We start from the raw sequence: 15,866 nt of genomic DNA on the forward strand, positions 1-15,866 counted from the left end.
CATAAAAGGGCACAGGCGTACCCGCCCGGACGATTAGCGGCTTAATGATGCGCATCTTTGCAGAAGTAGTCACAGAAACTGTGCACCGCTAACACAATTCATAAACCGTTGAAACCAACCCAAAAACAGAAATCAGTTCAGCTGATATTTTTCGGAGTCCTTTGTCTGATCAGCATTGCAGTGATGATAATGGTGCTTTGGATCAGTATTTCGAACAGCATGAACTGAATTCGGTACGACCCAAAAGATTATTATTATGAAACCACTAAAGTATTTGCTTGTAATTTTTGCAATTAATTTTATGATATATGTGCCCGAAATTAGTGCACAGCCTCTTGTACAAAACATAAAAGGAAATGTGTACGATATACAGTCGAGGGAAACCCTCATAGGAGCTACGGTCATCATACTGAACAGCAGTCCGCTGCAGGGTGCCTCCACGAATGCGGACGGTAATTTTTTGATATCCGGTGTTTCCCTTGGCCGCCATTCTGTTCAGGTAAACTATGTGGGCTATGAGCCGGTAATTATCCCGGAAGTTGAAGTGACATCGGCCCGTGAAGTGGTGCTGCAAGTCGGGCTGCGGCAAACCGTTACAGAAATGGACGAGCTCACCATCACTCCGGGAATCGTTAAATCGGGTGCGCTTAACACCATGGCAACGGTCAGTTCCCGCTCCTTTAGCGTGGAAGAAACCCGTCGTTACGCCGGCGGCCTCGACGACCCGGCCCGGCTGGTGTCAGCTTTTGCAGGTGTTGCCGTCGGAAATGTTCAGAATAATGCCATCATCGTAAGAGGCAACAGCCCCAAGGGCATATCATGGCGGGTTGAAGGGGTCGAAATTCCGGCGCCTCACCACCTGGCAGGCGGCAATGTGGCAGGGGGTGGCCTCGTGACCCTGTTCAGCAGTCAGATGCTGGCCAATTCCGATTTTCATACGAGCGCTTTTCCGGCTGAATTTGGCAATGCCCTTGCCGGCGTTTTTGACATGAATTTGCGTACCGGCAACAGCGACCGCTACGAGCACACCTTTCAGGCCGGCACGCTGGGTATCGATTTTGCCTCAGAGGGGCCGCTTATGCGGGCATCAAATGCATCATATCTTTTTAATTACCGGTATTCTACGCTTGGGCTGCTCACCGATATCAACGTGATCCCCACGGATCAGCAGATCAGGTATCAGGATCTGGCCTTTAAATTCAATATTCCCACCCGCAAGGCCGGCACCTTTTCCTTTTGGGGGATGGGCGGCATGGATGCGATGCGGCAGCCGCTGGAAACGAACCCCGAAGCCTGGGACAACGACTGGGACCGCGTAACCTTCGACTGGAACGTGGAAATGGGCGCTACAGGTCTTAATCACCGGATCATGACCGGCCGGCGCACCTACATCAGCAGTACGCTTGCCGCCACCGGTATGCGCAATCGTATGGATACCATGCGACAGGATGATGATCTCGTGCCGCATCCCGATCTTCAGGCACATGACAACACCGGAAGGCTTACAGCAAGCGCGTACATCAGCCACACATTCAGCTCCCGTTTAACTGTCCAAACCGGCGCATCTGTGAGCAGGCTGCAGTACAATCAGGATTTTAGCAGCACCATCGACAGCGCCCCCGAAACCTACCGCAATTTAGTAAACGAAAGCGGCTCGGCCTATACGGCATCGTTCTACACACAGTCGGGCTGGAACCTTAGTCCGCGGCTCGTACTAAACTCCGGCATACACGGCAGCTACTTTGGCCTCAGCAACGCCTTCACGCTTGACCCCCGGGCAGCGCTGCGCTGGAACGTGAACCCGAACCATGCCATCAGCATCGGCTATGGCAGGCACAGCCAGACCGAAGAACTGAAAATCTATTTTGTGCGTCAGGTATCCGACGGAATTACAGCTACCCCAAACCGCAGCCTGAAGCCTGCAAGAGCGCATCATTTTGTTATTGCCTACGACTGGCAGATCAGCGAAAACATGCGCCTGAAAGCCGAGCCCTACCTTCAGTTGCTGCATGATGCACCGGGCGCAGCCAACAGCTCCTTTTCTATGATAAATTACAAGCAGGACTGGGCCTTCAGCGAAGTGCTTGAAAATAACAACACAGGCAGAAATGTGGGTCTTGATTTAACTTTCGAGCGCTTCCTGAACCGGGGCTACTATTTTCTGATAACGGGATCGGTATTTTCATCGCGTTACAAAGCAGACGACGGTATCTGGCGCAACACCCGTTATGACAAAGGTTTTGTAGCCAATGCCCTGTTTGGCAGAGAGTTTGCCTTCCATAACAACCGCAGCGTTTTGGGCATCAACACCCGCCTGAGCGTAACGGGCGGGGAGCGGGTAAGTCCGGTACTCGAAGAAGAATCTGCTGAAAGAGAGCTGGTGTTCTTTGATGAAACAAGGGCTTTCGAAAATCAGCTGCCTGCCTCCGTTTATCTGGATCTCTCGGTAATCTACAGAAGAAACCGTGCACGCTACTCAGGGGTCTGGGCGCTTCAGGTCAAAAACCTGCTGGCACAGCCCATGCCCGAGGGGTACAACTACAACTACAAAACCCAAAGTGTGACCCTCGATAACACGGTAGTTGTGATACCAAGTATCAGCTACAAAATCGAGTTTTGATGCAGGGATCCTGTTAGGATTGACCGGGGGGCAGCGGGGGCGGGGCATGGCATGGTGGATGGTTCGGATTTTTTAGATTGACCGCCGACCGCCGACCGCCGACCGCCGACCGAAGCCAAAAGCTAAAAGCAAAAAGCCCCGAAACCCCGGCAACAGAGACATGTGAGGGATCTCCTTCGTTGGATTACGACCCGGATGATGGCACGCGGATTGAACGGATCGGGCCGGATTTTTGCGGATTTTTTTATGGGATGATTTATGGCGGAAAGATGAAAACTTCAGGGGTTTAAAACCCCTCCACCCGAAGTTTTTTCAGGCATGCGGCTCCGGAGGAGCCCAAGCTTTGTAGCATAAGCGCCCGCCACCCCCAAACCCGGCGCGGCTCGCCGCGCCGGGTAATTCATCCGCGAAAACGGTGGTGGTGGGCCAGACCTGACAGGTTTCCAAAACCTGTCAGGTCTTTGCAGCGTAGCCGAAGAATCCCGCAGCACCGGCCACGGCGCCCTGATCGCCGGATCCTTCGACTCCGCCTCCGCTGCGCTCAACTAATATATGATGACAGGGCCGGTTTATTAAACGACCGGCGCGGCTCGCCGCGCCGGGTATATAAAAGTCATCCAAGATATTACTCCAGGATTTATTCACCTAAAAAGGCTCAAAGCTGGTGCTTCCGGGATGACGGTGGGGGGCTTAAAGCTATCGATGAAATGCTTTATTTGTAGGATTTCTGCGGTATAATATATGGCGGTATTTATACCCTTTGGGCCTGGTTATGGCGCAAAATACAACATCCATCAAATATGATTATACTTTCTTGTCGGTGCTTACAAGCGCTTTAAAACTATAAATTCTGAAAATAGATTACGGGTCAATCAACAGATTCAAATCGATTAATTTTGTAAGAACATATATTTATTAATAACAATTACTTGTGTGTATAATTCTTTTTCTTAACCGTACACTTGTAGTATGATATCTGCAATAATGAAAGAGCACTACAGTAACCGGGAATCCTTGTTGGTGAACTCCCGTGCGACAATCAGTATTGAGCCTGGCAACAATAGCTGTATAGCAGGCCAAAATATTAACTCAAAGACACATATACCGATGCTGCTGTGAAGTATAGAAGCGGAGAACCTGCTGATGCCGCCTATGCAACACCTTACAGAATTCCGGATAAGCAAAAACTTACATCCCTTAAATACCTTCTGTTAATCAGTACAAAATAGGTTGCTTCATGGCCTATAATTAGTATTTTAAATTTTCCAGCGTGTCATTTTCATCTGTTATGATGTACCTTAAAACAGTAAGAAGCAGCACTCCAAGTTATTTACATAAACATTTCACATGAGCACCCGATTTTTTACGAACACGGAAGACAAAACAGTTTTTCAGAAGTTTAAGGGCATTTTGGAGCATATGCAGGGCGTGTATGCTTTTCATGCGGTAGTCGGGTATTTTCGTTCTTCGGGTTATTTTGCCTTACAACCCTATCTGTCTAAAATAAAAGATATCAGGATTTTAGTTGGTATAAATGTAGACCAGATGTTTGCAGATGCGCAGCGGAAGGGGTTGCTTTACTTTGGTAATGAAGAAAAGACCAAAGCTGAATTTATGAAGTGGTTTATCCGTGACCTTAAGGAAGCTAAATATTCGCAGGAAGTTGAAGAAGGGATACTTCAGTTTATTAAGGATCTTACTGACGGCCGTATTGAGGTTCGGGCTCACAATTCGAAAGCCATTCATGCCAAATTTTATATCTTTCTTCCGGAAAACCACTCTGAACATACTGACGGCTGGGTCATTATGGGGTCCTCAAACCTCACGGAAGCTGGCCTTGGCATTAAAAAGTCACCTAATTATGAGCTGAACATCGCCCTTAAGGATTATGATGATGTATCGTTCAGCAAAACGGAATTCCAAAAACTCTGGGAACAATCAACAAGCATTCTCCCGGCTGATATTCAGGAATTTAAAAAGAAAACCCATATAGGGCAGTCTTTCACGCCTTTTGAGATTTATCTGAAACTGCTGATTGAATATTTTGGGAAGAATATTGACTATGACCCTGATACCGTAGGTGATCTTCCAAAATCCTATAAAAAACTCAGCTATCAGGTGGATGCTGTAAATCAGGGGTTTCAGATGCTGATGGAGCATAACGGGTTTTTTCTGGCTGATGTGGTCGGCCTCGGAAAAACAGTGGTAGCATCTATGATTGCCAAACGGTTCCTCATTGCCAACGGTTCGCTGAATACCAAAATTCTGGTTGTCTATCCTCCTGCTCTCGAGAAAAACTGGAAAAATACCTTTCGACTGTTCGGAATTGACCGGCATACCAAGTTTATCACTAACGGAAGGCTCGAAAAAATTCTAATCGGCGACGACCTCAACTACTGGCCGAAGGAGGAGTACGATTTGATTCTTGTGGATGAAGCCCATAAGTATCGCAACCACACTTCGCAAAGTTTTGGTTTTCTGCAGCGTATATGCAAGGCACCGCGCAGTGGGGAGGGGCTGGTTAAAGGCAAAAACAAAAAGGTTATTCTTATTTCGGCTACCCCCTTAAACAACCGGCCACAGGATTTATACTATCAGCTGCTGCTGTTTCAGGATGCCCGTAGAAGCAGCCTTCCGGTTACAAACCTGCAGTCGTTTTTTGGACCCATAATCCGTGAGTACCGTGAACTGATGCGGGATGAAGAACCCAATATCAGCCGTATTCGCGGGCTTTATAATGTGATCCGCGAGAAAGTGATAGCCCAGATTACGGTGCGCCGAACAAGGAGGGATTTAAGAAATTACCCCAAGTATGTGGATGATCTCACCGAACAGGGCATACTATTTCCTGAAATTGCACCGCTTAAAGCCGTTCAGTATGATTTTGACGCAAAACTCAGCAAGCTTTTTTATCACACTGTTTTTTACCTCACCGATGAAGACAAGGTAGGCTATAACCGATATCAGGCCATTCGTTATTTAAAGGAGGAATTACAGGAAGCGTATTACGATCAGGCAGTTTTGGTTTCAAAAGCCCTCGCGGGTATAATGAAAACCCTTATGATCAAGCGGCTTGAAAGCAGCTTTCACGCGTTTAAAATCACCCTGAACAACCTGCTGGTTTCGACCCGCCGAATGATTGAAATGTTTGAAAACGACCGGGTACTGATTGCGCCTGACCTGAACATCAATCAGTTAATCGAAAAAGGCTTTACCATTGAGGAAATCGAGGAGCTCATTCTGGAGCTTTCAGTAGAAAACCCCAAAAACAACATCTTCCGGGCTGATGATTTCGAACCCGTTTTCTTCCAAAGCCTTCAAAAAGATGAAGCGCTACTCAGCGAGCTTTACGGTGAATGGATGAAGGTGAAGCAGGATCCCAAACTGGATCAGCTATTTAAGTCGCTTGATGATGAACTGCTTGGCCCTGACCGTAACCCGACAGGTCAGCTTGTTATCTTCACAGAGAGCAACGATACGGCCGAATATCTCGCAGAGAAGATTTCGGCGCGAACCCGGAAGGGAGTGCTTAAAATTTCATCTGAAAACCGTAAACAGGTTTTCGAAACCATTCAGGCTAACTTTGACGCCAACTACATCGGCAAACGCAAAGATGACTATCAGTTTCTGATAACAACGGATGTTTTGGCTGAGGGCATTAACCTGCACCGGGCCAACGTAATGGTGAACTACGATACGCCCTGGAACGCCACCCGCCTCATGCAGCGGCTTGGGCGCATCAACAGAATAGGTAGCGTGGCCGGGGTTGTGTATAACTATATTTTTTATCCCTCTCAGCATGGCGATGAAGAAATCAGGCTGTATAAAAACGCATTAATTAAGCTACAGGGCTTCCATACGGCTTACGGTGAAGATGCCAAAGTTTTCACGCATGAAGAGCTGGTTGAACAGTTTGAGCTGTTTAAGGAAGGTATGCCCGATGAAGAAGACAAACGCCTGCTATACCTCCGCTTCATCAGAGAGTTTAAAGATGCCAACCCGAGGGAGTTTAAGCGCATAAAAAACTTTCCCTTAAAGGCAAGAACCGCCCGAAAAAATGCGAATGCCCAAAAACCGGACTCGGTTAATGCGTCCCTCATTTTCCTGAAATCGCAGTACAAAATGGAATTCTACCGGGTAAGCAGGGATAATGAAGTTTCAGCACTTACTTTTCTGGAAGCTGCTGAACAGTTTGAAGCTTTGGCCACCGAGCCCGGATACGAACTACCCCCGGTTCATTTTGAAAATGTACAGGCCGCCCTTGATGAGTTTGATAAAGATTTTCTGGGGGCTGTTACCGAAACCGTTACCACAACCGACAAGGCCGATGCGATTTCAGCACAGGCCAAAAAGTTTCTCAGAGATTTTAAATCCGTAAGCCGCAAAGCAGACACCAAAAAAGCCTGCGCGGCACTGATTACGCTTATTGATAAGGGCACGTTCACCCCTTTGCCAAATGAAATCCGGAAACTCAAGCGGCAGCTCGATAAAAGAGCCATTACCTACGGGCAGGCTGATAACCTGATTGTAGCCCTTGCACAAAAATATGATGCACCCGATCCTGAAGACACCGATGGCAGCTTTCAGCTTGAAACGGATCTGAATGTGACGCCTGAAATCGTAATCACCGAAACGTTTATTGAATGAGGGGTAAAATTAAATATCAGGAAGCATTTCATGACGTCATTAGCCTGATTGAGGAGTCCCGTAAACGGGCTTATCAAAAGGTTAATGAGGAATTGGTATTGCTTTATTTTAACATCGGCAGGATGGTTTCAGAAAAGGTTGAGGCCGGTTCGTGGGGAGACGGCTCTGTTAATGAACTGGCGACTTTCATCAATAATCGGTTTCCTGAGCTCAGGGGCTTTAACCGCCGGGGCTTGTATCGTATGAAGCAGTTCTATGAAACCTACACCTCAGACGAATTTGTGGCAGCATGGATGACCCATCTGAACAGGAAGCCCGATGATATGCCGGAAATTGTGACAACACTGTTGACACAATTGCAATGGTCGTCGCACCTTCATTTGCTGAGTAAAACAAAAACTGCAAGCGAAAAGCTGTTCTACATTGAACTCGCTATCGCAGAAAACCTGACCGTTCGTGAACTTGAAAGACAGCTTAATACTGCCGTATATGAAAGAACGCTGCTGGTGAACAGAAATGTGAGTGTAACACACAAAAACATACCCTCCCATCTGTTTAGGGACCCGTACATTTTTGAATTTTTATCTCTTCCAAAAGATCATTCTGAAAAAGACCTTGAATCGGCACTTGTACAAAACCTGAAAGATTTCATTTTGGAGGTAGGCAAAGGATTTGCTTATATGGGTAATCAGTATCGTATTCAGGTTGGGAACAAAGATTATTATACGGATTTGTTATTTTTCCATCGCGACCTGCAGTGCCTGGTTTTGTTTGAATTAAAAATTCAGGAATTTGAGCCTGAATTTTTGGGTAAACTCAATTTTTATCTTGAAGCTTTAGACCGGGATGTTAAACGAGCTGCAGAAAAGCCAAGTGTTGGTATTTTACTGTGCAAAGGTAAAGACCATGAAGTAGTTGAATATGCTATGGCACGAAACATTTCACCGGCTGTAGTTGCTGATTACGAAACACGCCTTATCCCGAAAAAAGTGCTTGAAGAAAAGCTGCATCAGCTTAACAACCTCATTAAAAAAGACCTCTGACAAATGGATAAAAAATTACTTCAGGCCATCTTAAGCTCTTCGTTCAGCGATACAGACTGGCTGAATGTACTGAGATCTGTGTTTGGGGCGCGGCAGCTTTTGCAGCAGCCCAAACCCATCTTATTACCGAATACTGAAAAAGCCGATGCCGCTTACGAACTGGGCAGCATTACCACCTCAGATGACCGCATCATCGGTTTATACAAAATTGAGGTGAAGCCTAAGGTTTGGCTGGAACGCAATAAAGTAGGCCTGCGGGAACTTCTGCGAAGCGTTTATAAATATGATGTGGACGGGGCCATAATCGTATTTGTGCAGCACGGGAAGTGGCGTTTATCCTTCGTGTCTGAGATTAAAGTACTAAATGATGAAGGTGAAGTAATTGAGCAGGCAACCGAGCCCAAGCGCTATACCTACCTGCTCGGCAATGGCGAAAAGGTAAGAACCCCTGCAGACCGGCTTCACAAATTAGCCGGTAAAACCCTCTCGCTTCAGGATATTCTGAATGCCTTTAGTGTGGAGGCCCTTAATGAAGAGTTCTACAAAATTATTCAGGCCTTCTTTTATGAGCTGATTGGGGGTAAAACCGGCAAAGGCAGGAAAATGACCGACTATGGGGAGGGCATTTTAAGGCTGCCTGCTGTACCAAAGCAGGAACGGCAGGTCTATCAGGAGTTTGCCGTAAGGCTGATTGGCCGAACCGTGTTCTGCTGGTTCCTCAAAATGAAGAAGTCAGATGCAGGCGAGCCGCTGCTGCCGGATACACTGCTGTCGTCAGCCGCCGTTTATGCGCACCCGAACTACTACCACAGCATACTCGAACGCTTGTTTTTCCAGACCCTGAATACGCCCATGCAGCAGCGTATTGAAGGCCTGCCTGAGGGCGCAGCTGCAATCCCTTTCCTGAACGGCGGGCTTTTTGAGCCGGATGTGCAGGATTACTTTAAGCCGGATTCGTTTTCGGGGCTCAGCAAAAACATAAATACCCTGCTTATTGCCGACGACTGGTTCAGCCGGTTTTTTACAGAGCTTGAAAAGTACAACTTCACTATTGATGAAAACTCTGTTACCGATATTGAGGTAAGCGTTGATCCGGAGATGCTTGGCCGCATTTTTGAAAACCTGCTGGCCGAAATTGACCCTGACAGCGGCGAAACCGCCCGCAAAGCCACAGGCAGTTTCTATACGCCCCGTGAAATTGTGGACTATATGGCAACCGAAAGCCTGGTGCAGTACCTGCACAACAAAACGGAGATTGAGCAGGATAAACTCAGGCCGGTGTTTAAACTTATGGAGGCTAAAGACCCGGAGTTCAGCACATCAGAAAGGGAAAAGATACTCAATGCCCTTGATGAGGTGAAAATTCTGGACCCGGCCTGCGGCTCGGGTGCGTTCCCGATGGGAGTGCTTCAAAAAATAGTACAGGCCCTGCAAAAGCTTGATCCCGATGCCGAATGGTGGAAAAACAGGCAGGTTTCGCGCATTAATAATGCAATTGTACGAAAACAGCTCAAAGAAAAGCTGGAAGCCTCCGGCGTGGAGTACGCCCGCAAAATAGGCGTAATCCAAAACTCGCTCTATGGGGTGGATATACAGCCAGTAGCAGCCGAAATTTCCAAACTAAGATGCTTCCTCACCCTTGTAGTTGATGAAAGCATAAACGACAGTTTGCCCAACCGCGGCATTGAACCCCTGCCGAACCTGGAATTCAAGTTTGTAACGGCGGATACGCTGATAAAGCTGCCTGCAGAAAACAATCAAATACAAATTTATGACGAGAGTGAAGAGAAAAACCCGCTTGAATTACTGAGCGAGCTTGAGGAAATCAGGCAAGAGTATCTCCAGAGCTATGGAGAGCATAAAAATAATCTTAAAGAGCAGTTTAAAAATATTCAGGAAAAAATAGCCAAACAACAAATTGGACTCGGCAGAAGGGTTGACCCTAAAAGCCGCGCATACCTTATTAGTTCATGGAATCCTTTTGGTCATGACAAATCCGATTGGTTCGACCCCAAGTGGATGTTTGGCGTGGAGAAGTTCGATGTGGTGATTGGTAATCCTCCATATATAAAAGAATATACAAATAAAGCTGCCTTTGACGGGATTAGGGGTAATAAGTATTATCAAGGTAAAATGGATATTTGGTATTATTTTGCTAGCCATCTTTTTGATTACTTAACGAAAGAAGGAAACTTAACTTTTATAGCAACTAATAATTGGGTAACCAATGCCGGAGCCTCTAAATTTAGAGATAAAATCACAAATGATTGTGAAATAATTCAGCTTATTGATTTTGGGAATACAAAAGTCTTCTCAAGTGCTGATATTCAGACAATGATACTTATTGCAGAAAAAAAGTCGCATAAGTCTAGCTACAAATTTGAATTCAGGGCAATTGAAAGTAATACAGCCACCCTAAAAGACTCTATCAATATGTTGTCAGGCATACCGGGAGACAAATATTTTATTGCTAAACAAATATTTGATCGTGATTTGTTTAGATCCAAAAATTTTGTGTTTAACACATCTATCAATGATACATTATTAAATAAAATCAAGAAAAAAGAAAATTTCAAATTTCATCCTCGAGAAGAAATTGCACAAGGTATTGTGGCGCCTCAAGATTTTTTAAATAGAAAAAATAAAATAATACTTGGTGAAAAATTTATTGAGGGTCAAGGTATATTCAATTTGACTATAGAGGAACTCAACTCTTTGAATTTAACACATCGCGAAAAATTGTTAATTAAACCTTTTTACACTACTTCGGAGTTAAAGAGGTTTCATGGGAAGAGAGAGAATAAACTTTGGATTATTTACACAGACTCTAGGTTTAAGCGTGATTCTGAAATTTTACCTTACCCTAATATTAAAAATCATTTAGACCAATTCAGGGATGTAATTACATCTGATAACTGGCCTTATGGATTACATAGGGCCAGAGATGAACGGTTTTTTAAAGGTGAAAAAATCGTTTCGCTAAGAAAATGCAGTGATAGGCCAACTTTTACATATACAGATTTTGATACTTATGTATCTCAGACATATTATATAATTAAAACCGAAAGGATTAGCAATAAATATTTAACTGGTTTATTGAATTCAAAACTTATAGAGTTTTGGCTGAGATATAAAGGCAAAATGCAAGGCTTTAATTTTCAGATCGACAAGGTGCCAATATTAAATATCCCGATATACAAGCCTGCAAAAATAAGGCCGTTTGAAATAATTGTTGACTATATAATTACTGTTTTGAAGGATGATATAAACATCAACTCCCACGTCCCAAACTCCCACATCTCCCAACTCTTCGAAGATGTAATAGACGCTATGGTGATGGAGCTGTACTTCAAAGAAGACTTTGAAAAGGCGGGTATTGAGTTTATCAAGTATGCCGAGCGGGATTTTGAGAATATAGAAGGTAAGCAGGAGTTTGAACAAGCTGAAATCATCCACCGAGCGTATCAGATGTTGCGAGAAAAAGACAATGAAATCCGCAACAACCTGAAATTAATGGATATAAAACTGGCAGATATTGTAGCACCAATTAAAGCTGCTAAGTGATGAACAAGATTAAGCAAATCAAGCTCAAGCATTTCAAGTTCTTCTATGGGGAAGTATCCATTGATTTAGAGAGAAATCATGCTCTGATATTTGGTGAAAATGGGAGTGGTAAAAGTAGTTTGTATTGGGCTTTATATACCTTCTTACAAAGCGTTTTTAAGTCAGACCCAAGCAAAGTTCAGAAATACTTTAATCCAAGACATGAAGAGAATTTGCGTAACCGCTTTGCAGATGATGAAGATGACAGCTATATCAAAATCGTTTTTGAAGACGATTATGGATCAATCAGTGAGAAAACCATTTCTCAAACTATTGTAAACACACGCCCATCAAGAACGGACACCCTCGTTCAACAAGCTACGCAAGGAAGTGAGTTGATTAATTACAGGCTGCTGTCAAAAATTCACGACTTCAAAAACCCTTTTAAGATAGATATTTTTCCATTGATGGATAAAGACACGTTAATGTTCGTGAATTTTAGAGAAGTTCTGGTTCGACATGATGGAGCAGCTGCTACTTCAAATGCGCAAGATTGGTGGGAATATATCAAGCCTGGTTTACACCCAAGAGGTAAAATGCACGAGCAACCTTATAAAACTTTTGCGGCATCCGTTGAAAAATTCAACTCGGAATTCAGATTTTATATAGATTCTCTCGTAGAATCTGTAAATGAGTATTTAGTAAAGTTTATGCAGCCATTCACCATAAATTTTGATTTGGTAGAATGTACTTATGATGCATTTGAACTAGGTAGCACTACTAAACGTAATCGTAAGACCATACCGCCAAAAATTTATTTACATACCAATTTCAACCACAAGAAATTATCTGAAGAGAAACGATTAGTTGCCAAGCCACATATTTTTTTAAATGAAGCAAAACTCACGGCCCTTGCACTTTCCATCCGTTTTGCAATGCTTGACCAAAAAATTGATACTTCGAATGTTGCAGACGATACAGCAAAGTTCTTAGTGCTCGATGACCTGCTTATAAGCTTAGATATGAGCAACCGGGAAATTGTTTTGGATATAATTCTGAAAGAGTTTTCTAATTACCAGCTCATTATCCTTACTCACGATCGCAATTTCTTTGAGTTATTGCGTCATAGAATAAAAAAGTTTGGTCAAAATGATTGGAAATATATTGAGATGTATGAGTGTGAAAAAAATGGAATTCCTCAGCCATACTTAAAGACATCAGACACATATCTAGACAAAGCTGAAAAGTATTTTAATTTAAAAGAATATGAGATTGCAGGTAATTTCCTGAGAAAAGAAGCGGAATCTTTCTGTAAAGAGTTTTTGCCGAAAAGGTGGCAATATACAGTTGAATATAATTTACATGATTTGGTTGGTTTAATTAAACAAAGCTTGCAGTTTGCCAAAAGCGCAGGTTTAGATAAGACTCTTTTTGAAGATTTAGACAGTCACAGAAAATTTGTTTTCAACCCTTCGAGTCACGATAGTTATGATGTTCCAAAGTTCAATAGCGAAATTTATAATTGTTTGAAAACACTCAAAGCACTTCGAGAAATAAAGAACGAGCCTTTTTCAAAGAGAGGCGAGCTATTTGAGTTTGAATTTACCACTGCAGACAGTTCAAAAATCTACAAATTTGAAATCAAGCTTGAGGATGATTTTCGCCTCCTTAAAGAACCTGGAAAAGAGTCTGTAATTTCAAAGGGAAAAGTAAATTACTGGGTTACTGAGAATGGTATTAAGGGGGAGCTTAAGCACGGAAATATAAATCTAAAGTTATTCTACGATAAAAATTATAAGAAATCAAATAAGGTAAAAAACGCTGACTTTTGGAATGGAATTATTATTTCCGCTAATGGATCACAGCTGAATACATTAAGAAAATACTAGAAAATTATTTGTTTTTGATTTAAATATTGTAGCTAAAAATAAATATTAAATGCAGGTTTTAATTTATGCTTCCTGAACTCCTCACACACTTAAGCGATACGCAGCAATCTCAGGCAGGTACTGCGCGGTATCATCTCGCTGTGCTTACCGATCTTTTTTCACCGCACCTGTTCTCGCATCTCAGAGGAAAGATTAAACCCGGCGTAATCAGGAAGCTGCAGACCTTCCGGCAATATCTTGAAAGTTTCGGTGAAAAGGAGTACGACGGCAGTTTTGTAATTACCATCGAAAGCCAAAAGAGCCTTATCGACAGTTTTACCGCAACAATCGAATTAGAATGGGATAACATAACCTTTCTGCTGAAAAAAGAAACACACAGAGGCCCGACAACAACGACTGAGTATTCTTCCGAGAATTTATCATCAAAATCTCTCACAGCAGATGAAGATGCATTCTTCGGGCAGTTTTATACAACCCTTAAATCGCTGCTATTCGCCAAAACTCCGGCAGACATTACCATCGAATCAGACCTGCCTTCTGATCCCTACAAAAACTTTGATAACCGGCGGGAGCTTTACGAGCAACATCTCAAACGGGTAGCCGATACAATTGTGAAGCAAATTAAGGAGGGGATACATTCGTTTGTAATGCCCTGGCACAAAAACTTTCCGGAAGCCTGGAATCCTGTCACTGGCAGATATTACAGTGGCAGTAACATGCTGATACTCTGGGATGTGTGCAGCAGCCGCAATTACAAGGACAATCACTGGGCTACCATGCCACAATGGCGCAGGAAAAAGGCAACCGTTAAAAAAGGCGAAAAAGGTACGCTGATTATTATTGCCATACCTCTTAAAGAGGAGGAGCTAAAAAAAAGGGCTGAAAAGAAGAAGCTTCAGCTCACCCTCGATCTGATTCCCCCGGAGCATATGCAGGGCGAATTGCCCCCCCTTAAATTCAAATTTGCACGTGTATTCAATGCCGATCAGGTCAGCAATTATAATCCCGGCACTCCTGACCTGTTCGCTCCGGTAATGGATAACACGGAAAGAATCAATTTGTTTATCAGAAACACTGAAGCTGATATCAGAATCGGCGGTTTACGGGCTGTTTACTGGAGTGATAAGGATTACATCGAAATGCCGCACATCGCCCGGTTCCACGATAATCCGGATTTTCCCAAAGTAGAGAGGTATAACAGTGTACTGTTACATGAGCTCATACACTGGACCGGGCATCCTACGCGCTGTAACCGGAAGCTTGGGAACGTATTCGGTAGCCGTGAATATGCTTTTGAAGAATTGGTAGCTGAGTTAGGCGGGGCGATACTTTCAACGGAGTTTCATAATCAGCTCTATCCCCGAAAAGATCACGCTTCCTACATTAATAATTGGCTGAGGGTGCTTGAGCACGATTTTTCTTATTTCACGGAGGCCCTGAAGCTGGCACGTTCGGCTACCTACTGGCTCTATCAGAAAACCGGCATCCAGAATTTTGATCTCAGGGATATTCCGCCAGCAAAAGTAAATCCGGATAAACTTAAGGAGTGGGGCTTTCAGCAAACATAGAAGCCGGGTTATTGCCGGGGAAATCGGAATAACCGCTCAGAACAATAGGATTCCTCAGACACTGTTTGGGGAATTCAAGAACAGATTGCCGGTATTCAGCAGCTGATGGCAAAGGAAGGTTAAGAAACTTGCCGGATTTGGTGAATTCCTTAGGTCTCCTTGCCTTAGGTCTCCTTGCCTTAGGGTTTCGGGTTTTGTGGCAAAGTATGGGGACTTATTTTGCTACCCCGGACACACTTTTTGGGGTACTATCTGAGAACTAGCTTCCTATTTTTTCATTCTGCCTAAGAAAATTCACCTAATAAACGAGCAAACCATTTGGAGTTACACTGTCGCTCACTTTTAGACCTTTAGCATACATCTTATGGAAAGCCTGCAATACACGCTTATCAAATTACAAGAGCAATATTACCGGTACTGCAATATATTATGGATATTCCGGTCCATACTGACCCCCTCTGGCGGTAGCTTTTAGCCGCGAGTTTCAGCCTGCCATTCCGGCGGATGCTGACCCCTGTGTGTGATTTATGTGCGCCATGAATGCGTGCCCCTTTTA

Annotated in this window: 7 protein-coding genes; 6 read left to right on the forward strand and 1 reads right to left on the reverse strand. The window is 44.0% G+C overall.

What is annotated here, in order from left to right; translation table 11 throughout:
• Positions 1–256: 256 nt before the first annotated feature.
• The gene (locus LAT75_RS08525; protein ID WP_291482227.1) at positions 257–2,620 is read left to right on the forward strand and encodes a TonB-dependent receptor; all 2,364 of its coding nucleotides are present in this window, start codon (positions 257–259) and stop codon (positions 2,618–2,620) included.
• Positions 2,621–3,073: 453 nt separating this feature from the next.
• Here LAT75_RS08525 and LAT75_RS08530 read toward each other — a convergent pair whose 3' ends face one another.
• Entirely contained in the window at positions 3,074–3,241 is a 168-nt protein-coding gene (locus LAT75_RS08530; RefSeq protein ID WP_291482228.1) for a hypothetical protein, read from the reverse strand.
• 726 nt (positions 3,242–3,967) lie between these two features.
• Here LAT75_RS08530 and LAT75_RS08535 point away from each other — a divergent pair.
• The 5 genes from LAT75_RS08535 to LAT75_RS08555 all read left to right on the forward strand — a co-directional run bounded on the left by LAT75_RS08535 (position 3,968) and on the right by LAT75_RS08555 (position 15,310).
• On the forward strand, positions 3,968–7,267 hold the full coding sequence (locus LAT75_RS08535) for a helicase-related protein (protein WP_291482229.1): 3,300 nt from the start codon (positions 3,968–3,970) through the stop codon (positions 7,265–7,267).
• Positions 7,264–8,310, forward strand: coding sequence for a PDDEXK nuclease domain-containing protein (locus LAT75_RS08540; protein ID WP_291482230.1), 1,047 nt, complete (start codon positions 7,264–7,266; stop codon positions 8,308–8,310). Before LAT75_RS08535 ends, LAT75_RS08540 begins: the two co-directional genes overlap by 4 nt.
• Before the next feature lie 3 nt (positions 8,311–8,313).
• A complete protein-coding gene (locus LAT75_RS08545) occupies positions 8,314–11,874 on the forward strand; it encodes an N-6 DNA methylase (protein ID WP_291482231.1) in 3,561 nt (1,186 codons plus the stop codon).
• A complete protein-coding gene (locus LAT75_RS08550; RefSeq protein ID WP_291482232.1) occupies positions 11,874–13,742 on the forward strand; it encodes an AAA family ATPase in 1,869 nt (622 codons plus the stop codon). Before LAT75_RS08545 ends, LAT75_RS08550 begins: the two co-directional genes overlap by 1 nt.
• 65 nt (positions 13,743–13,807) lie before the next feature.
• Positions 13,808–15,310 (forward strand): zincin-like metallopeptidase domain-containing protein, encoded by a 1,503-nt coding sequence (locus LAT75_RS08555; protein WP_291482233.1) that lies wholly within the window; start codon positions 13,808–13,810, stop codon positions 15,308–15,310.
• Positions 15,311–15,866: the final 556 nt, after the last annotated feature.

The organism is Cyclonatronum sp. (genome assembly GCF_022565315.1).
Classification (GTDB): Bacteria; Bacteroidota; Rhodothermia; order Balneolales; family Cyclonatronaceae; genus Cyclonatronum.